Here is a 635-nt window from a genome sequence, read left to right on the forward strand (position 1 = left end):
TTGGTTACACTTGAAAAGCCTGATGGCGGTGAGTACTACTTCATGGGCGAGAGGGTTACTGAGGATAAGATACCCTGGGTTAGACAACAAGTGGCTATGGTGTTCCAAAACCCATACAGTTCACTTAATCCGAGGTTGACAGTTAAGGAAGTAATATCAGAACCACTTGGGCATTTTGATGAGGATAAGGTTAGGGAGGCAATGGAGATGGTTGGGCTTAACTATAAGGAGCATAGTAATAAGAGGCCTAGGGAATTAAGTGGTGGTCAAATACAGAGGGTTGCCATTGCAAGGGCTATTGTTAAGAAGCCAAGATTCATAGTCCTTGATGAACCAACGTCTGCACTGGACGCATCACTACAGGCCCAGGTGCTCAACCTATTGATGGATCTTAAGGAGCAGTTAGGACTAACCTACCTCTTCATAACACATAACATAGCCATAGCCTACTACATATCCGACAGGGTGGCCATAATGTATGCAGGCAAGATTGTAGAGGCAGGCAATGTCGATGAGGTATTCAAGAAGCCCATGCATCCGTACACCCAATTACTAATGAAGTCAGTACCAACAATAGGTAGGAAGGAGCTCGAACCACCGACTGGTGAGGTGCCTAGTCTCGTGAATCCACCGCC

The 635-nt window shown here is 46.1% G+C and carries 1 protein-coding gene; it reads left to right on the forward strand.

Annotated elements, in window-relative coordinates; all coding sequences use genetic code 11:
• The coding region (locus tag ACP5L5_RS11800) for an oligopeptide/dipeptide ABC transporter ATP-binding protein (RefSeq protein ID WP_428764021.1) at positions 1 to 635 on the forward strand (635 nt) is incomplete at both ends.

Source organism: Vulcanisaeta sp., from assembly GCF_049966235.1.
GTDB classification, from domain to species: domain Archaea; phylum Thermoproteota; class Thermoprotei; order Thermoproteales; family Thermocladiaceae; genus Vulcanisaeta; species Vulcanisaeta moutnovskia.